The organism is Microbacterium sp. NPDC055521 (assembly GCF_053619695.1).
Map to the genome: position 1 here is coordinate 63,743 of NZ_JBSHJX010000011.1, position 15,523 is coordinate 79,265.

Sequence of the window (15,523 nt, forward strand, 5' to 3'; positions counted from 1 at the left end):
GGGTATCGGTGCGCGACCCTCGGGCATCCCTTCGTTTCACCCGATCGGATGCCCGAGTCAGTCCTCGCGGTAGCCCGAGCGTCCCATCGCGTACATCGCCGCGATCGACGACACGACGCCGCAGACGGCGATCCCGCCGATGATCCAGAAGGTGACGTGTGACAGGAAGGCGGCATCGAACATGCTCACAGCCTATCGAGCTTTCGGGTACGATGGAGGAGTTCCTCGGCGAGGGAGCGCGCGCATGCGCGCATCCGTGATCGACGCGGTGACGTGAGCCCGGTGGTCGGCTGATTCCCTCAGCCGCGCAGCGTCTCGCCTCTTCGTGTCCGCACCGAGGCTTCCGAGACCATGACCATCGCGCGGCCCCGTCCCGCGTGCCTGAAGGAGAACAACATGTCTGACGAGAACAAGGTCGTCGCCGAGACCCGCACGAACTTCGGCAAGGGCTTCGCCCGCCGCCTGCGCGCCGCCGGCAAGATCCCCGCCGTGATCTACGGCCACGGCACCGACCCCGTGCACCTCGCGCTGCCCGGCCACCAGGTGTCGCTCATCATCCGCCGCGCCAACGCGCTGCTCGACCTCGAGATCGACGGCACCTCGCAGCTCGCGCTCGTCAAGGACGTGCAGAGGGACCCGGTGCGCCAGATCATCGAGCACATCGACCTGCTGGTCGTGAAGAAGGGCGAGAAGGTCGTCGTCGAGGTGCCGATCATCGTCACCGGCGAGTCGTTCAGCGGAACCATCGTGACCGTCGACCTCGCCACGATCAAGCTCGAGGTCGAGGCCACCGACATCCCCCAGCACCTCGAGGTCAGCGTCGAAGGTCTGGAAGAGGGCTCGCACATCACCGCCGGCGACGTGACGCTGCCCAAGGGCGCGACGCTGCTCGACGAGCCCGACGTGCTGCTCGTCGCCGTCTCCCTCCCGGCCGCTGAGGTCGCCGAGGAGGGCGCTGAAGAGGCCGCCGCCTCGGCTCCCGCCGCGGAGGGCGCTGCGGAGTGATCCGCTGAGATGTCGATGGAGGGGGCGCGAGCTGATCGCGTCCCCTCTGTCATTTCCGCTGGAAAGGGACACGAATGACCACCACCTGGCTGATCGTCGGCCTCGGCAACCCTGGCCCTCGCTACTCGGCGACCCGCCACAACATCGGGCAGATGGTCGTCGACGAGCTCGCTGACCGTCGTGGCGAGCGGTTCCGCGAGCACAAGGCAGGTGCGCGCGTCGTCGAGACGCGGGTGCGTCCCGGCGGAGATCGCCTCGTGCTGGCCAAGCCCAACTCGTTCATGAACGTTTCCGGCACCCCCGTCGCCGCCCTGGCACGGTTCTACTCGGTGGCGCCCGAGAACGTGATCGTCGTGCACGACGAACTCGACATCCCGTTCGACAGCATCCGCATGAAGGTCGGCGGAGGGCACGGCGGGCACAACGGCGTCCGCGACATCGCACGAACCCTCACCACCCCCGACTTCCTGCGCGTGCGGGCGGGCATCGGGCGCCCGCCAGGACGACAGGACCCGGCGGACTGGGTCCTCGCGCCGTTCGGTTCGGTCGAGCAGAAGACGCTGCCCGTCTTCATCTCGGACGCGGCGGATGCTGTGGAGCAGCTCGTCGACGAGGGGCTGCTGGCCGCGCAGCAGCGGCACCATTCGCGCTGATCCGCGCATCCGGTCGACGCAGGCCGGTACGGAGCGTCAGAACAGCGGATCGGTGGCGATGCCGTTGCCGATGCCGTACATGAGCGTCACGGCGAGGAAGAAGATCCCGGGGCCCAACGCCGCGATCACGATCGCGGCGATGCCCATCCCTCGTCCGCGCCGGCGGGCCACGGCGACGATCCCGCCGATCACCCCGAACAACCCGAGCGCGGTGCCCAGCCAGAACATGACCTCCGCCCACAGCGTCTCGACGCGGACGGGGGAGAGGGCCGCGATCACGAGATCACCGCTGCCGTTGACGAGATCGTCCACCCAGACGGCGAGCCCGATCTGCAGAGCGAGCACGCCCGCCACGACGGGGGTGACGAGGGCGGCGATCAGAGCGGCCGCGAGCGACATCGCGCCCAGGGCGCGCGACGGTGCCGGAGCGGGAGGTGCCGAGTAGCCGCCGACCGGCGCCTGGTATCCGCCCACCGGCACGCGATACGCACCGGGCGGTGGCGCCTGGGGAACCGGGACGCCCTGCGGAATCGGTCGGCCCTGGGGATCCGGGGCCCCCTGGGGAGGCAGCCCGGGAGGAACGAAGGAATCGGTCATCTCGCTCCTCAGACTCGGCGGAGCAATCCGACGCGGTCGTAGACGTCGGCGATGGTGGCGTCGGCGACCTCATCGGCCTTGGCCGCGTTCACCGCCAGCAGCCTGTCGAGTTCGGCCGGGTCGTCGAGCAGGGCGTTCGCGCGCTCGCGCACGGAACCGAACTCGTCGACGACGACCTCGGCCAGCCCCTTCTTGAAATCGCCGTACCCGCGTCCGGCGTACTCGTCTTCGATGGAGCCCACCTGACGCCCGGTGAGCGCGGCGTAGATCGTCAGCAGGTTCGACACCCCGGGCTTGTTCTCGCGGTCGAAGCGCACCGAGCCCTCGTTGTCGGTGACAGCGCGCATGATCTTCTTCGCCGACTTCGCGGGGTCGTCGAGCAGCCACAGCACCCCGGCGTCGCTCTCCGCCGACTTCGACATCTTCGACGTCGGGTTCTGCAGATCGTAGATGCGCGCGGTGCCCTTCTGGATCACCGGGGTGGGCACGGTGAAGGTCGTGCCGAATCGGCTGTTGAACCGCTCGGCCAGATCGCGCGTCAGCTCTACATGCTGCTTCTGGTCGTCGCCCACCGGCACCAGCTCGCTCTGGTAGAGCAGGATGTCGGCGGCCATCAGCACCGGGTAGGTGAACAGGCCGACGGAGGTGGAGTCCTGGCCGTAGCGCTGGGACTTGTCTTTGAACTGGGTCATCCGGCCCGCCTCACCGAAGCCGGTGATGGTGCTGAGGATCCAGGCGAGTTCTGCGTGCGCGCGCACGTGCGACTGCACGTACAGCGTCGACTTCGACGGCTCGATGCCGGCGGCGATGTACTGCGCCGCCGTGCGACGGGTCTTCTCGCGCAGTTCGTTGGGGTCCTGCGGCACGGTGATCGCGTGCAGATCGACCACCGAGAAGAACGCGTCGTACGAGCTCTGCATGTCACGCCACTGCAGGAGCGCCCCGATGTAGTTGCCGGCCTGGAGGGAGTCGGCGGAGGGCTGCATTCCGGAGTAGAGGCGTGGTTTGGTCACGAAGCAATCCTATGCCGCCTCGGTTCCTGAGCCTGCCGAGGGTCGCTGCGCTCGCCCATTGGGGCCCGAGGCTGCCGACGGGTCAGTACATGTAGTCGACGATCACGGGTGCGTGATCGCTCCAGCGCTCCGCGTACGTCGCCGCGCGGGCGACCGAATACCCGGTGGCGCGCGCCGCCAGGGGCGGGGTCGCAAGGTGGTAGTCGATCCGCCAGCCGCTGTCGTTGTCGAACGCCTTGCCCCGCATCGACCACCAGGTGTACGGCCCGTGGACCTCGCCGTGGTGTGCGCGGCCCACGTCGATCCAGCCGAGCCCGAGCCCGCCGCCCTCCGACGCGAACGAGCGGGTGTCGCTGAGCTGGCCCACCATCCCCCGGCCGACGCCCTCCTGGCCTGCCACGCTCTGCCCTGCGGCGCCGAGGAAGCGGTCGAAATAGGCCCGTTCGCGCGCGAGGAAGCCGGATTTCTTCACGTTGCCCTTCCAGTTCATGATGTCGAACGGGCGATGGCCGACGTTGAGGTCGCCGGTGACGAGCGCATGCGCGTCACCGTGGCCGAGCTGCGCCATGCGCACGCTCATCGCGTCGAGGAACTTCCACTTCTCGTCCTGCTTCGGGGTGTCGGCCTCGCCGGAGTGCACGTACGCGCTGACGACGGTGAGCGGTGCCCCGCCGATCTCGAAGTCGGCTTCGATCCAGCGGCCCGCGGAATCGAAGTCGTCGGCGCCGAGCGCGGTGCGGCTGGCGAGAGCGGTGGTGCGGCTGAGCACGGCGACGCCGGCCCGGCCCTTCGCGGTGGCCTTGTCGTGCACGATCTGCCAGTCGGGGAAGGCCGCCGCGAGGTGTTCGTCGTCGGCGCGCACCTCCTGCAGCGTGAGGATGTCGACGTCGGCCTGCTCGAGCCACGCGTGCATCCCGTTGCGGACCGCGGCGCGGACGCCGTTGACGTTGACAGAGGCGATACGCAGGTGGGGCATGGCATCCAGCCTAACGACGGGATCGGACATCCCGCCGCGACCGCCGCACGGCAGTCGATCGCACCGGCGACAGGGCTCCGCTGTCGCGCAGCGGCTCGTTGCGGTCGTCGGCGCTCAGGGCGATCCAGGACGCCGCAAGCAGGATCACCGCGGCGATCACGCGGCACCACAGCAGAAGCCCGACCATCACCGCGAAGGTCGCCAGCAGCGGGTTTCCCGGGGTGTGCGCGGCCAGCAGACCGGCGCCGAGCTGCAGCACGGCCACGGCGACGCCGCCCAGCACGGCTCCGGGCAGGATCCGCCGCCACCGGATCTCCGTGCCGGTGAGGAACCGCACCAGGGCGGCGATGGCCGCGACGTCGATGACGACCACGACGAGCGCGGACGAGATCGAGACGAGGGTGCGGGCCGTGGTGCCGGGCACCTCCTGCCCGAGCAGCTCGAGCAGCGCGCGCAGCGCCCACACGCCGCCGACGCTGATCGCCGCGCCGAGCAGCAGGCTCACCCCGAAGACGAGCGCGGCCGCCGCGTCGTGCAGCTTCAGCAGCACGTAGCTGCGGGTGTCGAAGGGCAGGCCGAAGATGCCGCGCACCGCGCGACGGGTGAACGTGACCGCGCCGATGCCCGTCCACACGACGACGACCGCGGCGATGACTCCGGTGAGGGTGAACGCGCCGGTCGCCGAGCTCGCCACCCCTCGCACGGCATCCGGTGCGACGATCCCGTCGGCTCCGATGAAGCCGGGGATGTAGCTGTTCACGATCTTGATCGTCGTGTCGACCGCCGCATCGCTGCCACCGACCCAGAGCCCGGCACCCGCGAAGGCGACGTAGAGCAGCGCGAACAGCGCGAACAGGGCCTGATACGCCATGCCCGCCGACAGCAGGAAGCCGTTGCGGCGCAGGAAGTGCCGCCACACCCGCACCGGGAACAGGGCTGCGATCCGCCGCCCCCACACAGCAGCGCGCCCGGCTGAACGATCCAGTCGGGCGCGCATGGGGCTGGCTGCGCTCAGCGGGGGCCGCCGCGCAGGACGGCCTGCTTGACCTCCGCGATCGCCTTGGTGACCTCGATGCCGCGCGGGCACGCCTCGGTGCAGTTGAAGGTCGTGCGGCAGCGCCACACGCCCTCCTTGTCGTTCAGGATGTCGAGACGCACGTCGCCCGCGTCGTCGCGCGAGTCGAAGATGAAGCGGTGCGCGTTCACGATCGCCGCGGGACCGAAGTACTGCCCGTCGGTCCAGAAGATCGGGCACGACGAGGTGCACGCGGCACACAGGATGCACTTGGTGGTGTCGTCGAAGATCGCCCGGTCGGTGATCGACTGCACGCGCTCCTTGCCCTTCTCGGGCGTGGAGTTCGCGATGAGGAACGGCTGCACCTCGCGGTAGGACGCGAAGAACGGCTCCATGTCGACGATGAGGTCCTTCTCGAGCGGAAGGCCCTTGATGGCCTCGACGTAGATCGGCTTCGAGATGTCGAGGTCCTTGATCAGCGTCTTGCAGGCCAGACGGTTGCGGCCGTTGATGCGCATGGCATCCGAACCGCAGATGCCGTGGGCGCACGAGCGGCGGAACGACAGTGAGCCGTCGACCTCCCACTTGATCTTGTGCAGCGCGTCGAGCACGCGGTCGGTCGCGTACAGCTCGACGTCGTAGTCGACCCAGCGCGGCTCCTCGTCGACCTCGGGGTCGAAGCGGCGGATGTTGAAGGTGACCAGGAAGGACTGCACTCCCGAGTCGTTCGCGGCGTCAGCGTGTGCCTCTACGACATCGGTCATGATCAGTACTTCCTCTCCATGGGCTGGTAGTTCGTGATGACCACGGGCTTCCAGTCCAGTTTGATGTGGTCGGTGGCGTCTGACGAGTGCGCGTCGCCCACGAGGTAGGCCATCGTGTGCTTCATGTAGTTCTCGTCGTCGCGCTTCGGGAAGTCGTCGCGCATGTGGCCGCCGCGGCTCTCCTTGCGGTTGCGTGCGGCGTAGACGACGACCTCGGCGATGTCGAGCAGGAAGCCCAGCTCGACGGCCTCGAGCAGGTCGGTGTTGAACCGCTTGCCCTTGTCGTCGACGTGGATGTTCTTGTAGCGCTCGCGCAGCTCCTCGATGACGCCGAGCACGTGGGTCAGCGACTCCTCGGTGCGGAACACCTGGGCGCCCTTGTCCATCTCGTCCTGCAGCGTCTTGCGCAGCACGGCGATGCGCTCGGTGCCCTGGTTGTTGCGCAGACCCTCCACCATGTCCTTCACGAACGCGGCGGGGTTCTCCGGCAGCGGCACGAAGTCGGCGGTCTTGACGTACTCCACGGCGTTGCGTCCGGCGCGCTTGCCGAACACGTTGATGTCGAGCAGCGAGTTGGTGCCCAGGCGGTTCGAGCCGTGCACCGAGACGCACGCGCATTCGCCGGCGGCGTACAGGCCCGGAACCACGGTCGAGTTGTCGGAGAGCACCTCGGCATCGTTGTTGGTCGGGATGCCGCCCATCGCGTAGTGCGCGGTCGGCATCACCGGCACGGGCTCGACGACCGGGTCGACGCCCAGGTACGTGCGGGCGAACTCGGTGATGTCGGGCAGCTTCGTCTCGAGCACCTCGGCGCCCAGGTGCGTGCAGTCCAGCAGCACGTAGTCCTTGTGCGGGCCGGCGCCGCGACCGTCGAGCACCTCCTGCACCATGCTGCGGGCGACGATGTCGCGCGGTGCGAGGTCCTTGATGGTGGGCGCGTAGCGCTCCATGAAGCGCTCACCCGAGGCGTTGCGCAGGATGGCTCCCTCGCCGCGCGCGCCCTCGGTGAGGAGGATGCCGAGGCCGGCCAGGCCCGTCGGGTGGAACTGGAAGAACTCGAGGTCCTCGAGCGGCAGCCCCTTGCGCCAGATGATGCCGACGCCGTCACCCGTGAGGGTGTGCGCGTTCGACGTGGTCTTGAAGATCTTGCCGAAGCCGCCGGTCGCGAAGATCACGGCCTTCGACTGGAACACGTGCAGGTCGCCGGTGGCGAGGTCGTATGCGACGACGCCCGCGACCTGCGTGGCGCCCGCGGCGTCCTTCACGGTGATCAAATCGAGCACGTAGAACTCGTTGAAGAAGTTGATGCCGAGCTTGACGCAGTTCTGGAACAGCGTCTGCAGGATCATGTGACCGGTGCGGTCCGCCGCGTAGCAGGCGCGGCGGACAGGAGTCTTGCCGTGCTCGGCGGTGTGACCGCCGAAGCGACGCTGATCGATCTTGCCGTCGGGCGTGCGGTTGAACGGCAGACCCATGTTCTCGAGGTCGATGACCGCGTCGATGGCCTCCTTGGCGAGGATCTCCGCCGCATCCTGATCGACGAGGTAGTCACCGCCCTTGACCGTGTCGTAGGTGTGCCACTCCCAGTTGTCGTCCTCGACGTTCGCGAGGGCCGCAGCCATGCCGCCCTGCGCCGCACCGGTGTGCGAACGGGTGGGGTACAGCTTCGTGATCACGGCGGTCTTCGCGCCGGGACCGGCCTCGATGGCCGCCCGCATGCCGGCGCCGCCGGCGCCCACGATGACGATGTCGAACTGGTGGTAGTGCACGCCGTCGCGCACGACGGAGTCAGAGGTCTGCGTAGTCAATGATCTGCCTTCTTCGCTTACTTGCCCAGTGCCTGGCAGGTCTCCCACATCGAGCCGTCCGCCAGGACGCCCGCGCAGGGGTCGAACGTGAACACCACGAGGGTGCCCAGGATGATGAGGAGCGCCGCCGCCAGGCCCAGCGCCCAGACGAGAGCCGTGCGGGCCTTCTCGTGGGTGACGTAGTCGTTCACGATCGTGCGCATGCCGTTGGAGCCGTGGATGAGCGCGAGCCACAGCATCAGCACGTCCCACCACTGCCAGAACGGGGTGGCGTACTTCCCGGCGACGAAGGCGAAGTCGACCGCGTGGATGCCCTCGCCGACCATGAGGTTGACGAACAGGTGTCCGAAGATGAGCACGACGAGCAGCACGCCGGAGCCGCGCATGAACAGCCAGCCCCACTTCTCGAGGTTGACGCCGCGCTGGCGACGGGCGGGTGCGATGGTCTGGGCGGTCATCAGTTGCCCCCTCCGAATCCCGCGAACGCGAGGGCGAGGTGACGCGGCACGAAGCCCGCCATGATCACGCCCCAGACGCCGAGGACGATCCAGAACAGCTGGCGCTGGTACTGCGCGCCCTTCGACCAGAAGTCGACGACGATGATGCGCAGTCCGTTCATCGCGTGGAATGCGATGCCGGCGACCAGCACCACCTCGCCGAACGCCATGATCGGGTTCTTGTATGCGCCGATGACGACGTCGTAGGCCTCGGGCGACACGCGGATGAGCGCGGTGTCGAGGACGTGCACCAGCAGGAAGAAGAAGATCGCGACGCCCGTGATGCGGTGCAGCACCCACGACCACATGCCTTCACGGCCCCGATACAGTGTGCCGCGTGGAGACCTCGATGTGGTCTCCGAAACCGACGGTGTCAAGCGTGTGCTCGTGGACACGTCGTCCTCCCTGATCGATGAGACGTCGTGCATGCATCCGGGCACGCCCGACCTCACTCATCCTATTCCTGTCAGAAGGCTGAAGGCGACGAAGGACACCCTTATCGGCCGGGCTCGATGGCGGACACCCCGGCTAAGGTGTGACGCATGGCGCGAATCGACGACTTCTACGCTGTCATACCGGCTGGCGGCATCGGCAGCCGGCTGTGGCCCCTGTCGCGGGCGGATGCCCCGAAGTTCCTCCACGACCTCACCGGCTCGGGGCATTCGCTGCTGCGTGACACGTGGGATCGCCTGGAGCCCCTCGCCGGAGCGGATCGCATCGCCGTCGTCACAGGGCGCGCGCATCGCGCCGCCGTCGAGGCTCAGCTGCCCGGCATCCCGGACGCCAACGTCTTCCTCGAATCGGAGCCGCGCGAGTCGGCGGCGGCGATCGGGCTGGCCGCCGCGATCCTGCATCGTCGCGACCCCGACGTGATCATCGGATCGTTCAGCGCCGACCACGTGATCCGCGGCACGCGCGTCTTCGAGTTCGCCGTCCGCGACGCCGTCGAGGTCGCGCGGGAGGGCTACATCTGCACGATCGGGATCAGCCCGACCGAGCCCGCCATCGGCTTCGGCTACATCAAGAAGGGGGAGGAGCTCGTCGTCGACGGGGCCCGCGAGGCGGCTCTCGTGAAGCGCTTCGTCGAGAAGCCCGACCTCGAGACGGCGAAGGCGTATGTCGCCGACCGCGAGCACCTCTGGAACGCGGGCATGTTCATCGCCAAGGCGAGCGTGCTGCTCGACGAGCTGCGGATCAACGAACCCGAGCTGCACGCGGGGCTCATGGAGCTCGCCGAGGCCTGGGACGACCGCGACCGGCGGGGCCCTGCGGTCGACCGCATCTGGCCGAAGCTGAAGAAGATCGCCATCGACTACGCCGTGGCGGAGCCTGCCGCCGAGCGCGGACGTCTGGCGGTGGTGCCGGGGCACTTCGACTGGGACGACGTCGGCGACTTCGCGTCGCTCACGAAGCTCATCACGAACGGTCGCAAGAACGACCTTGCGGTGCTCGGCCCCAGGGCGCGCGTGCTGTCGGATGCCGCCAGCGGCATCCTCGTGTCGCAGACCTCGCGGGTGATCAGCCTGGTCGGGGTGCAGGACATCGTCGTGGTCGACACCGACGACGCGCTGCTGGTGACCACGGTCGAGCACGCGCAGCGGGTCAAGGGCGTGGTCGAGTCGCTGAAGCTCACCGGCCGAGGTGACGTGCTCTGACCGCGCGCTGTCGCAGATGGCCATGCTGCAGGGCGGTCATCATTGCAGGTTTGTAACCTTTCGCCAGCACTCCTGAGCATGACGTGCGTCACGCGCGTAACACTGGGTAACCTCGAGCGATCCGCGATGTCCGCGGAGATCACCCGGGAGGCATGAGTGTCCATCTCCATCACCAAGAAGCTGCTCGGCGTCACCGTCGCCGCCGGCGTCGTCCTGAGTCTCGCCGCGTGCGGCCAGGCGCCCACGGACAAGCCAGGCGCCAGCGGCGGCAAGACCGAGTCCGACTTCCTGCCCTGCATCGTCTCCGACATGGGCGGCTTCGACGACAAGTCCTTCAACCAGCTCTCGTTCGAGGGCGCCGAGAAGGCCGCTGACGAGCTGGGCGTCAAGCTCAAGGACGTTCAGTCGAACGCCGAGACCGAGTACGGCCCGAACATCACCAACCTCGTCGACGAGGGCTGCAACGTGATCGTCGCCGTCGGCTTCGCGCTGTCGCAGGCGACCGTCGAGGCCGCCACCGCGAACGAGGACATCGACTTCATCCTCGTCGACGACGCCGCCGACAACGACTTCGACGGCAAGAAGGACGCCGACAACGTCAAGCCGCTGCTGTACAACACGGCTGAGGCCGCGTTCCTCGCGGGCTACCTCTCGGCCGGCTACTCGAAGACCGGCAAGGTCGGCACCTTCGGTGGCATGGAGTTCCCGACCGTCACCATCTTCATGGACGGCTTCAAGCAGGGCGTCGACCACTACAACGAGGTCAAGGGCAAGGACGTCCAGGTCGTCGGCTGGGACGGCAAGACCGGCTCGTTCACGGGTGGCTTCGAGGCGAACCCCGATGCCAAGCAGGTCGCGGTCAACATCCTCAACCAGGGTGTCGACGTGATCCTCCCCGTCGGCGGCCCGATCTACCAGTCGGCGCAGCAGGCGATCAAGGAATCCGGCAAGGACATCGCCCTGATCGGCGCGGACGCCGACCTGTTCGAGACCGACCCGTCCACCGCCGATGTGGTGCTCACCTCGGTGCTGAAGGCCATGGACCTCTCGACCTACGAGGCCGTGCTCTCCAGCGGTGAGGGCGAGTTCGACGCCGAGGCGTACATCGGCACGCTCGAGAACAAGGGCGTCGGCATCGCCGATCTGCACAACTTCGCCGACAAGGTGGACTCGGCGCTGCAGGACGAGGTCAAGCAGCTGCAGCAGGACATCATCGACGGCAAGGTCGAGGTCACCTCGTACCTGAGCAAGTAAGGCTCCTGGATCGGGGAGGTCGGCGGATGCCGGCCTCCCCGTTTCTGCCTGAACGGGAACCGGCGGATGCCGGCCTCCCCGTTCCTGCCTGAATGGGAACCGGCGGAAGTCGGTCTTGCCGTTCCTGCCTGAATAGGATCAGAACATGAAGCTTGAACTGCGCGGCATCACCAAGAGATTCGGCGCGCTGACAGCCAACGACCACATCGATCTCACCGTCGAGGCCGGTGAGATCCACTGCCTCCTCGGCGAGAACGGCGCCGGCAAGTCGACCCTGATGAATGTGCTCTACGGCCTCTACCAGGCCGACGAGGGCGACATCCTGCTGGACGACGTCGTGCAGCACTTCGCCGGACCGGGTGACGCGATGGCCGCAGGCATCGGCATGGTGCATCAGCACTTCATGCTGATCCCTGTCTTCACCGTCGCCGAGAACGTCATGCTCGGTCACGAGCAGACCACCTTCGGCGGACGGCTCGACCTGAACGCGGCGCGTGCCCGCGTGCGCGAGATCTCCGATCGCTTCGGCTTCGACGTCGACCCCGATGCGATCGTCGAGGACCTTCCGGTCGGTGTGCAGCAGCGCGTCGAGATCATCAAGGCGCTCGCGCGCGAAGCGCGCGTGCTGGTGTTCGACGAGCCGACGGCGGTGCTCACCCCTCAGGAGACCGACGAGCTGATGGCGACGATGCGTCAGCTCAAGGCGCAGGGCACCTCGATCGTCTTCATCACCCACAAACTGCGCGAGGTGCGTGAGGTCGCCGACCGCATCACCGTCATCCGCCTCGGCAAGGTCGTCGGCGAGGCGTCGCCGACCGCCTCGAACGAGGAGCTCGCCTCGCTCATGGTCGGCCGCGCCGTCGAGCTGACCGTGCACAAGGGCGCACCGGCCGTACGCGACAACGGTCTCACCGTGACTGGCCTCACGGTCACCGATCCGGCCGGCACCGTCGTCGTGGACGGCGCGTCCTTCGAGGTGCGCGGCGGCGAGGTGCTCGCGATCGCCGGCGTGCAGGGCAACGGCCAGACCGAGCTCACCGAGGCGATCATCGGCCTGCAGGACAACGTCAGCGGCAGCATCCGTCTCGACGGTCAGGAGCTGGTCGGTCGCTCAGTGCGGCAGATCCTGGATGCCGGTGTCGGCTTCGTCCCCGAGGACCGCAGCGTCGACGGACTGGTGAAGGAGTTCTCGATCGCCGAGAACCTCATGCTCGACCGCTCCCACGGGTCGCCGTTCGTGAAGGCCGGCACCGTGCAGCGCTCGCTGCTGCACGACTTCGCGCACGATCGGATCGCCGAGTTCGACATCCGCACCCAGGGCCCGCAGCAGGCGGCAGGACGGCTCTCCGGCGGAAACCAGCAGAAGGTCGTGCTCGCGCGTGAGCTGAGCCGGGACCTGGCGCTGTTCCTGGCAGCCCAGCCGACCCGCGGCGTCGACGTCGGGTCGATCGAGTTCATCCACAAGCGGGTCATCGAGACGCGCGATGCGGGCGTGCCGGTGATCGTCATCTCCACCGAACTCGACGAGGTCGCAGCCCTCGCCGATCGCATCCTGGTGATGTACCGCGGGCGCATCATGGGCATCGTGCCCGGCAGCACGTCGCGCGAGAAGCTCGGTCTGATGATGGCCGGGATGTCCGAGACGGAGGCCGCGACCACGGCGAGCCCGATCCCCGCCACGAACGGAGAGACGAAGTGAGCGACACCCAGGCACCGGCGCCGCAGCGGTCAGCACCGCTCGCCGAGCCCGAGACGAAGATCGCCCCGTCGCGCTGGCAGACCACTCTGCAGGCGATCGTCACCGGCAACGGCATCATCTCGCTGCTGGCGGTGGTGCTCGCGGTGATCGTCGGCTCGATCATGATCGCCGCCACGAACGAGGAGGTGCAGGCCGCGTCGGGATACTTCTTCGCGCAGCCCGGCGACACCTTCGCCGCGATCTGGGAGGCCGTGACCGGTGCGTACGCGGCACTGTTCCGCGGCGCGATCTACAACTTCAACGCCGACACGTTCGAGAAGGGCATCCGTCCGCTCACCGAGACCCTGAAGTTCGCGACCCCTCTGATCGCGGCCGGTCTCGGTGTGGGACTCGCGTTCCGCGCCGGCCTGTTCAACATCGGCGGTCAGGGGCAGATGCTGCTCGCCGCGGCCGCCGCCGGGTACGTCGCCACCGCGATGGACCTGCCGATGGGACTGCACCTGATCGTCGCGATCGTCGCGGGTCTGGTCGCCGCCGCTCTCTGGGCGGGCATCGCGGGCCTTCTGAAGGCACGCACCGGAGCGCACGAGGTGATCACCACGATCATGCTCAACCACATCGCGTTCTACCTGCTCGCCTGGATGCTGGCGACGCAGGGTCTTCTCCAGGCACCGGGATCGAGCAACCCGAAGACGGCGCCGATGGCCGAGACCGCGGTGCTGCCGCAGCTGCTCGGGCCCTCGTACAAGCTGCACGCCGGCTTCCTGCTCGCGCTGATCGCCGTCGCGTTCACCTGGTGGCTGCTCGAGCGCTCCGCGCTCGGCTTCCGCTTCCGCGCCGTGGGTGAGAACCCGTCCGCCGCGCGGGTCGCCGGCATCGACGTGGGCCGCATGTACTTCGTCGTGATGCTCATCGCCGGCGCGCTCGTCGGCATCGCCGGTGTCAGCCAGGTGCTGGGCACCGAGGTGCGCGGCTTCAGCGGTGGCATCGACGCGGGCATCGGCTTCGACGCGATCACGGTGGCGCTGCTCGGGCGCTCGTCGCCGATCGGCATCCTGTTCGCGGGCCTGCTGTTCGGCGCGTTCAAGACCGGCGGCTTCACGATGCAGTCCTCGCAGGGCATCCCGGTCGAGATCATCCTCGTCGTGCAGTCGCTGATCGTGCTCTTCATCGCCGCGCCGCCGCTGGTGCGCGCGATCTTCGGGCTGCCGCAGCCCGGCCGGCCTTCGCGCCGCGCCAAGAAGGCGGCACGCGCCCGCCGCGCCGAATCGGCTGAAGGAAAGAAGGTGTCGGCATGAGCCTCACCACCCCCGTGAACGATGCGCCGCAGGGCGACATCGACCAGCCGCGCGTCGTCGCCGTCGTGTCGTGGAAGGCGCCGGTCATCTTCGGCATCTTCACCGTGCTCTTCGCCCTGCTGCCGCTGCTGGTGCCGCGCGAGGGCATGACGACCTTCCGGCTGGCCGAGCAGAACGCCGCGATCGCCGTGCCCGACGTGCTGCTGCCGGCGACGCCCACGGCGTGGATCGCGATGGTGCTGCTGGCGTTGTGCACCGGCTACGCGGCGATGACCGTGATGGCGCACCGTCGTCTGCCGCTCTGGCTCGTCGTCGTGTACGTCGCCGTGCTGCTGATCGGATTCCTCGCCTGGGCAGGCGCCGGCGCGACGCTGCCGATGATCGGCCTGCTGGCCGGTGCGCTCGCCCTGGCCACCCCGCTGATCTTCGGCGCCCTCGGCGGCGTGATCGGAGAGCGGGCGGGTGTGGTGAACATCGCGATCGAAGCGCAGATGCTCGCCGGCGCCTTCACCGCGGCCGTCGCCGGGTCGCTCGCCGGCACCCCATGGGCCGGACTCATCGCGGCCATGCTCGCCGGCGTGCTCGTCGCGCTCGTGCTCGGCGTGTTCACGATCACCTACTACGTCGACCAGGTCATCGTCGGCGTGGTGCTGAACGTGCTCGTGATCGGCATCACCACCTTCCTGTTCCGTCAGGTGCTCGCCCCGAATACCGAGACCATGAACAGCCCCGAGACTTTCTCGGTCGTTCCCATCCCGCTGCTCAGCGAGATCCCGCTGATCGGACCGATCCTGTTCCAGCAGTCCTTCATCGTGTACCTGATGTACGCGGTCGTGGCGCTGGTGTGGTTCGGGCTGTACCGCACACGTTGGGGTCTGCGCCTGCGCGCCGTGGGCGAGCACCCGCAGGCGGCCGACACGGTCGGCATCAAGGTCGCCGCCACCCGCTACCGCGCGGTGCTGCTCGGCGGCGCCGTCGCCGGCCTCGGCGGCGCCTTCTACACGCTCGTATCGGTGCCGCGGTTCAACCAGGAGATGACGGCGGGCGCGGGCTTCATCGCCCTCGCCGCGGTGATCTTCGGAAAGTGGGATCCGATCCGCGCGACGCTTGCGGCGCTGCTGTTCGGCTTCGCCACCAACCTGCAGGGCGTGCTCAGCGTCATCGGCTCGCCGGTGCCCAGCCAGTTCATGCTCATGCTTCCGTACATCGTGACGATCTTCGCCGTGGCCGGCCTCGTCGGGCGCTCCCGCCCGCCGGCCGCCGACGGCGAGCCGTACATCAAGTCTTAG

Annotated in this window: 16 protein-coding genes; 7 read left to right on the top strand and 9 right to left on the bottom strand. The window is 68.3% G+C overall.

The genetic code is table 11. The annotated features are described in order from the left end of the window. Nucleotides 1-57: 57 nt before the first annotated feature. Nucleotides 58-183 (bottom strand): hypothetical protein, encoded by a 126-nt coding sequence (locus tag ACWGSM_RS11260; protein ID WP_452323007.1) that lies wholly within the window; start codon nt 181-183, stop codon nt 58-60. Nucleotides 184-396: 213 nt separating this feature from the next. Here ACWGSM_RS11260 and ACWGSM_RS11265 point away from each other — a divergent pair, with 213 nt between their 5' ends. Both ACWGSM_RS11265 and pth read left to right on the top strand, forming a co-directional pair. Further along, the gene (locus tag ACWGSM_RS11265) at nt 397-1,005 is read left to right on the top strand and encodes a 50S ribosomal protein L25/general stress protein Ctc (protein ID WP_452323008.1); all 609 of its coding nucleotides are present in this window, start codon (nt 397-399) and stop codon (nt 1,003-1,005) included. Between the two features lie 74 nt (nt 1,006-1,079). Then, the gene (gene pth / locus ACWGSM_RS11270; RefSeq protein WP_452323009.1) at nt 1,080-1,658 is read left to right on the top strand and encodes an aminoacyl-tRNA hydrolase; all 579 of its coding nucleotides are present in this window, start codon (nt 1,080-1,082) and stop codon (nt 1,656-1,658) included. A 36-nt stretch (nt 1,659-1,694) separates the two neighbouring features. On the opposite strand, the gene ACWGSM_RS11275 is transcribed toward pth, so the two are convergent. From ACWGSM_RS11275 to sdhC, 8 genes are all read right to left on the bottom strand, one after another. Further along, nucleotides 1,695-2,255 (bottom strand): hypothetical protein, encoded by a 561-nt coding sequence (locus tag ACWGSM_RS11275; protein WP_452323010.1) that lies wholly within the window; start codon nt 2,253-2,255, stop codon nt 1,695-1,697. A gap of 8 nt (nt 2,256-2,263) precedes the next feature. Continuing rightward, complete coding sequence (gene trpS / locus ACWGSM_RS11280; protein ID WP_452323011.1) at nt 2,264-3,268, bottom strand: tryptophan--tRNA ligase; 1,005 nt, start codon at nt 3,266-3,268, stop codon at nt 2,264-2,266. Nucleotides 3,269-3,350: 82 nt separating this feature from the next. Next, nucleotides 3,351-4,244, bottom strand: a complete 894-nt coding sequence (locus ACWGSM_RS11285; protein ID WP_452323012.1) for an exodeoxyribonuclease III — start codon at nt 4,242-4,244, stop codon at nt 3,351-3,353. A 10-nt stretch (nt 4,245-4,254) separates the two neighbouring features. Then, complete coding sequence (locus tag ACWGSM_RS11290; RefSeq protein WP_452323013.1) at nt 4,255-5,241, bottom strand: YihY/virulence factor BrkB family protein; 987 nt, start codon at nt 5,239-5,241, stop codon at nt 4,255-4,257. A gap of 14 nt (nt 5,242-5,255) precedes the next feature. After that, a complete protein-coding gene (locus tag ACWGSM_RS11295; RefSeq protein ID WP_452323014.1) occupies nt 5,256-6,023 on the bottom strand; it encodes a succinate dehydrogenase iron-sulfur subunit in 768 nt (255 codons plus the stop codon). Nucleotides 6,024-6,025: 2 nt separating this feature from the next. Continuing rightward, the gene (gene sdhA / locus ACWGSM_RS11300; RefSeq protein ID WP_452323015.1) at nt 6,026-7,831 is read right to left on the bottom strand and encodes a succinate dehydrogenase flavoprotein subunit; all 1,806 of its coding nucleotides are present in this window, start codon (nt 7,829-7,831) and stop codon (nt 6,026-6,028) included. A gap of 17 nt (nt 7,832-7,848) precedes the next feature. Then, nucleotides 7,849-8,289, bottom strand: a complete 441-nt coding sequence (locus ACWGSM_RS11305; protein WP_452323016.1) for a succinate dehydrogenase hydrophobic membrane anchor subunit — start codon at nt 8,287-8,289, stop codon at nt 7,849-7,851. Further along, on the bottom strand, nt 8,289-8,756 hold the full coding sequence (sdhC, locus tag ACWGSM_RS11310) for a succinate dehydrogenase, cytochrome b556 subunit (RefSeq protein WP_452323017.1): 468 nt from the start codon (nt 8,754-8,756) through the stop codon (nt 8,289-8,291). The genes ACWGSM_RS11305 and sdhC overlap by 1 nt, the downstream gene beginning before the upstream one ends. Nucleotides 8,757-8,870: 114 nt before the next feature. On the opposite strand from sdhC, the gene ACWGSM_RS11315 reads away from it, so the two are divergent. From ACWGSM_RS11315 to ACWGSM_RS11335, 5 genes are all read left to right on the top strand, one after another. Then, a complete protein-coding gene (locus ACWGSM_RS11315; protein WP_452323018.1) occupies nt 8,871-9,983 on the top strand; it encodes a mannose-1-phosphate guanylyltransferase in 1,113 nt (370 codons plus the stop codon). 156 nt (nt 9,984-10,139) lie between these two features. Further along, entirely contained in the window at nt 10,140-11,237 is a 1,098-nt protein-coding gene (locus ACWGSM_RS11320; protein ID WP_452323019.1) for a BMP family lipoprotein, read from the top strand. A gap of 145 nt (nt 11,238-11,382) precedes the next feature. Next, on the top strand, nt 11,383-12,936 hold the full coding sequence (locus ACWGSM_RS11325; RefSeq protein WP_452323020.1) for an ABC transporter ATP-binding protein: 1,554 nt from the start codon (nt 11,383-11,385) through the stop codon (nt 12,934-12,936). Beyond that, entirely contained in the window at nt 12,933-14,234 is a 1,302-nt protein-coding gene (locus ACWGSM_RS11330; protein WP_452323021.1) for an ABC transporter permease, read from the top strand. Before ACWGSM_RS11325 ends, ACWGSM_RS11330 begins: the two co-directional genes overlap by 4 nt. Next, nucleotides 14,231-15,523: an ABC transporter permease gene (locus ACWGSM_RS11335; protein ID WP_452323022.1), complete on the top strand. Its 1,293-nt coding sequence runs from the start codon at nt 14,231-14,233 to the stop codon at nt 15,521-15,523. The genes ACWGSM_RS11330 and ACWGSM_RS11335 overlap by 4 nt, the downstream gene beginning before the upstream one ends.